The following is a 4,300-nucleotide window of genomic DNA, read 5'->3' as shown; positions in this document are numbered from 1 at the left end:
CCGTAACCTCGCTTCCGAAACGCCCTGCAGCGCTCCCCGACGGCACACCGACACGGACGCACACCTAATCCAAGCGTGGCGTCCAGCGTTCGGGGCTCACTTCGAATCTCAATCAGACAAAAATGTTCATAGGACCTATACGCCCCACGGGCCGATCTTGTTACATGGGCCTGACCATGCCGGCCACGCACGGATCGATCACACACTGAACCTCGCTGATAAACACCGAACCAATCTACCGTCCACGACGGCTCGGCGACCAAAAAGGTTCATAGCCGAAAGGCATTGAACCAGTTCCCGCAGCGTGTGCGACGAAAACTTCCGTCCGGCAATATATCTGAACACACCGCCTGGTGTGCATTCGGTCTCAATGTGCCGGGCCCGCGGCAATGTGACGGACACGGGCAGGGTCATAGAGGTGTGATTCGACACAGTCGGTCGTCCGTCCGAGCGCGCGCCCGACGATGATCACCGCCGCCCGTGTCAGACCGGCGGATTCGACCTGTTCGGCAATGGTGGCGAGAGTGCCACGCAGAACGAGCTGTTCGGGCTGACTAGCCCGATATACGACGGCAACCGGACAATTCACCCCATAGTCCGCCCCGAGCTCCTCGGCGAGCGCCCGAATTCGGGTGATGGCCAAGTGCAGCACGAGGGTGGCCCCGGTCGAGGCGAAGCGATCGAGCGCCTCGGATTCCGGCATCGCGGTCGAGCGAGCCCGGGTCCGAGTGAGCACGACCGACTGCACGAGTTCGGGCACGGTCAACTCGGTCCCCAACAGCGCCGCCGCCGCGGCATACGCCGGAACACCCGGCGTCACATCCCACGGCACCCCGATCGCATCGAGTCTGCGAGTCTGCTCGGCCAGCGCCGAATAGATCGAGGGATCCCCCGAACACAACCGAGCCACCTCCTGCCCGGCCGCATGCGCCACGCGACAGTGCTCGATGATCCGATCCAGATCCAGATCCTGGGTATCGATCAACTCGGCCCCCGGCGCACAGTGCGCGAGCACCTCCGGATCGAGATAGCTCCCCGCATACAGACACACCGGCGACTCCCGCAACAACCGCACCGCCCGCACGGTCAACAGATCCGCCGCGCCCGGCCCGGCCCCGATGAAGTGCACGGTCATGCGGCTGAGTGTAGGTGCCCGGCCTGCCTGCGCCGCACTCTCGCCCGCCGTCCGCCACGACTGACGCGCAGCGGCGGCGAAACCGTTTCGACCGCAATCGGATCCACGACTACCGTGACAGACGGAGACGATCCGAGGGGAGCAGATGGCCACCGTCACCGCGTTGTTCACCTATCCGATCAAGAGCTGCGCCGGGATCGAGCTGCCCGCCGCGCGACTCACCCCCGCGGGCCTCGCCCACGACCGCGCCTTCATGGTCATCGACGAGGACGGCGTCTTCCGATCCCAGCGCCGCGACCCGCGCCTGGCCCTGATCAATCCGGCGATCGACGCACAGGGCCACACGCTGACCCTCCATGCCCCGGATCTCGAACCGATCGAGATCACGGTGGATACGACCGGCCCGCGCCGCCCGGTCACCCTGTTCGGCTCGGACTACCACGGCATCGACCAGGGCGACCAGGTCGCCCGCTGGCTCACCGAGATACTCGAAACGCCCAGCCGCCTGGTCCGAGTCCCCCCGGAACACCATCGCATCACCGACGGCCTCACCCCCGGCACCTCCGGCTACGCCGACAGCTGCCCGATCCACATCGTGTCCACCGAATCACTGATCGACCTCAACGACATGATCATCGAACGAGGCGGCCACCCCCTCCCGATGAACCGATTCCGCCCCAACATCGTCATCGACGGCTGGCCCACCCCCTACCACGAGGACCTCACCCGCCGAATCACCGTGGGCAACACCGAAATCGCCTACGCCAAACCCGCAATCCGCTGCGTCATCACCATGATCGACCAGCACACCGCCACCAGATCAGGCCCCGAACCCCTCCGAACCCTCGCCGCAACCCGCCGCTCCCCCGAGGGCGGCGTCGCCTTCGGCGCCAAGTTCGCGGTACTGCGCCCGGGGCGACTCGCCGTCGGCGACGAGTGCGTCGTCACCGAGTGGGCTGGCGTCGCGTCACCTTCCCCGAGCACTCTTGCGAGCGAACCGCGATAGCAGCAGATCCGAGACTACACACATCAAATACATTGCTACTCAGCATATTTCGATACTATTATCAGTAATAACAGTGCGGTCCACCATCTTTCGATGAGGTCAATCCGGCACTCGGCAGCAGGGTGCCGCATGAGCACGGAACGTGCTGTCGACCAGCCGGTTCCGGCCCTGATATGATCGGCAGGGCGGGTATCGGAGCTGCTGGTCTCGAAGTCGGAATCGAAGCTGACAAGGGTGGCCGGTATTCGGAGAGCACACGGATCAGCTTATGGATCTCTCTCCACTCAAAGGGTTGCCTTCTAGATCAACCTCCTCGTAATCGATCGTGAACTCGAGCTTTACGTTTCTGCAGTGTTCAGCGAGCTCTTGAAGCCGAGAAGCGGCAGCGTCAACCATGCCATCGATATGACCTTCCAATAGAAAGCCTTCCGATGAAGTCTGAGGAGACTCCTCGTAGCAGAGCACCTCGAACCCTTCGGTCTCGTAGTGCGTCTCCCAACCACGGCGCAGCCGCATGCGCAGATCGTCAGTGGACAGCCAAGACCTCAACACTCCCTCGACCGCCTCAGGACTGCTTGTTTCGAAACTTCCGTGAAACGACGTGCGGGACATGAATCTCCTACTTCGACGCCGGGCGTACGCGTCTGGTTCCACGAATTCAGAATCAGCTCACCGTGATTGCTACCCAGACCCAGCCAGCTGCAGCGGAGTATCAGAGTTGCTCAACCGCGACGAGAAGACCAGCACTGCTGGAACATCACTCGAATATGCGATTCGAGGACAGCGAGACAGATTCCACTTCACTAGACTGTCATTGGACAAACACATGGTCCGGGGCTGTCCCGCTATCCAGCCAGATAGCAGCGATCTTCGCGACAACCGCTCGATACAGAATATCATCGAAGCCGCTCTCCAGAGAGAATGTTTCCGCTTTCTTGTTCAGAAGAACTACGCTTCCGAGCCCTTCCGCATCTACGTATTCATATCGGGCCATCTCGTCATCTTCGTCCATTTTCCGCACTTCAGCATATAGCGCCATTACTAATCCTCCACAGGTGAATGTGCTATCAATCGAGCCGCCTGGATGCAGGGTGCCGAATAGACGAAGAATGTATCTCTTTCATTTGATCAACGAGCCAGCGATGAAATTTGACTTCGTCGGCATCCTGCCCCACGTAGACCGGATTGCTACCGGCGCAAATCCGACCAAACTCATCAAGCCCTACATCGGCAGATATGGCGGTAACGAATGGCATCCCGATCGCCTGTGTCAATGTCAACACGCCAGGCAAGTGAGCGGCCGGCCTTTCGCTGAGCCATAGGTCGAAATTAAGACGCAGAAGTGTACAGATTGGATCCGCAGCCCGATCGATTATTTCATATTCGATCGACTCTTTAGTAATCGCGTTGAATGGGTAAGAAATGTCGACAGGCACGATCCAGGGCCTAATTCCACTGTCGAGGACCGCACGGGCGGAAGGTAGATCGAGAGCGATATTCTGTTCTGCACTGTCGAGCAGTGCCGGGAACGTTCCCTCCTGCTGTGTTACTACCAGCCGGTCCCGCAACTCGGGAATTTCTGCCAGAGCCAGAGCCAAATTTGACATAGGACCCAGGCCCACCCAACCAATCAGACCCTTGTGCTCGTCGAGCACCTGACGAATAGCGGATACTATATCGGTCGGCTGAGTCGGTATATAATCAGGGACCAGGTCTTCAAGCGTCCAATGATTCTCATTACCCAGACTCGCGCCCCCGACGATCGGGATGTCGCGGCTGTTCAATACCCGCAGCATGAATCGAGCAAGCCGGGCACGTCTATTGTTGTCGAACTCATCGCTGGTAATGATGAGCGCAAGACTCGGAAGCCTTGCTGCCAAGACCAAGGCTAGGGCGTCATCGGGCTCAAAACCGACATCAGTGTCAAGTATGAGAGGCATAGCAGATGGTTCTGGCCATGTTCGGGCAACACCAGGCATGCGATCCATACTTATGCCACGCACGAACTCGACCTGCGAGATTGCAGGCTCGTCGCCGACCATTAGAGTTTCCTTCCCTGGATGCATCTCTTCGACATAACCACGGCAGGCTTCAACTTCCATTCTCGGTCGAACACTCCGTAGCTGGAGTATACTACGAGGATTGGGTATGCGCTGTTG

General features: G+C 59.8%; 5 protein-coding genes. 1 reads left to right on the top strand and 4 read right to left on the bottom strand.

The window, feature by feature from the left end:
• Positions 1–367: 367 nt before the first annotated feature.
• Positions 368–1,135, bottom strand: a complete 768-nt coding sequence (gene cobM, locus ACIA76_RS25560; RefSeq protein WP_397154829.1) for a precorrin-4 C(11)-methyltransferase — start codon at positions 1,133–1,135, stop codon at positions 368–370.
• A gap of 145 nt (positions 1,136–1,280) precedes the next feature.
• Between cobM and ACIA76_RS25555 the strand changes: the two genes are divergently transcribed.
• On the top strand, positions 1,281–2,141 hold the full coding sequence (locus tag ACIA76_RS25555) for an MOSC domain-containing protein (RefSeq protein WP_397154827.1): 861 nt from the start codon (positions 1,281–1,283) through the stop codon (positions 2,139–2,141).
• A 261-nt stretch (positions 2,142–2,402) separates the two neighbouring features.
• Here ACIA76_RS25555 and ACIA76_RS25550 read toward each other — a convergent pair whose 3' ends face one another.
• From ACIA76_RS25550 to ACIA76_RS25540, 3 genes are all read right to left on the bottom strand, one after another.
• Positions 2,403–2,753 carry a hypothetical protein gene (locus ACIA76_RS25550; protein WP_397154825.1) on the bottom strand — a complete coding sequence of 117 codons (351 nt, stop codon included), beginning with the start codon at positions 2,751–2,753 and terminating at the stop codon, positions 2,403–2,405.
• Between the two features lie 199 nt (positions 2,754–2,952).
• Positions 2,953–3,180: a hypothetical protein gene (locus ACIA76_RS25545; protein WP_397154823.1), complete on the bottom strand. Its 228-nt coding sequence runs from the start codon at positions 3,178–3,180 to the stop codon at positions 2,953–2,955.
• 28 nt (positions 3,181–3,208) lie between these two features.
• On the bottom strand, positions 3,209–4,243 hold the full coding sequence (locus ACIA76_RS25540) for a nucleoside hydrolase (RefSeq protein WP_397154821.1): 1,035 nt from the start codon (positions 4,241–4,243) through the stop codon (positions 3,209–3,211).
• Positions 4,244–4,300: the final 57 nt, after the last annotated feature.

The organism is Nocardia sp. NPDC051570 (genome assembly GCF_044454005.1).
Classification (GTDB): domain Bacteria; phylum Actinomycetota; class Actinomycetes; order Mycobacteriales; family Mycobacteriaceae; genus Nocardia.
Note: the sequence above shows the minus strand (reverse complement) of the source record. Positions and strands in the feature narration are given on the sequence as shown.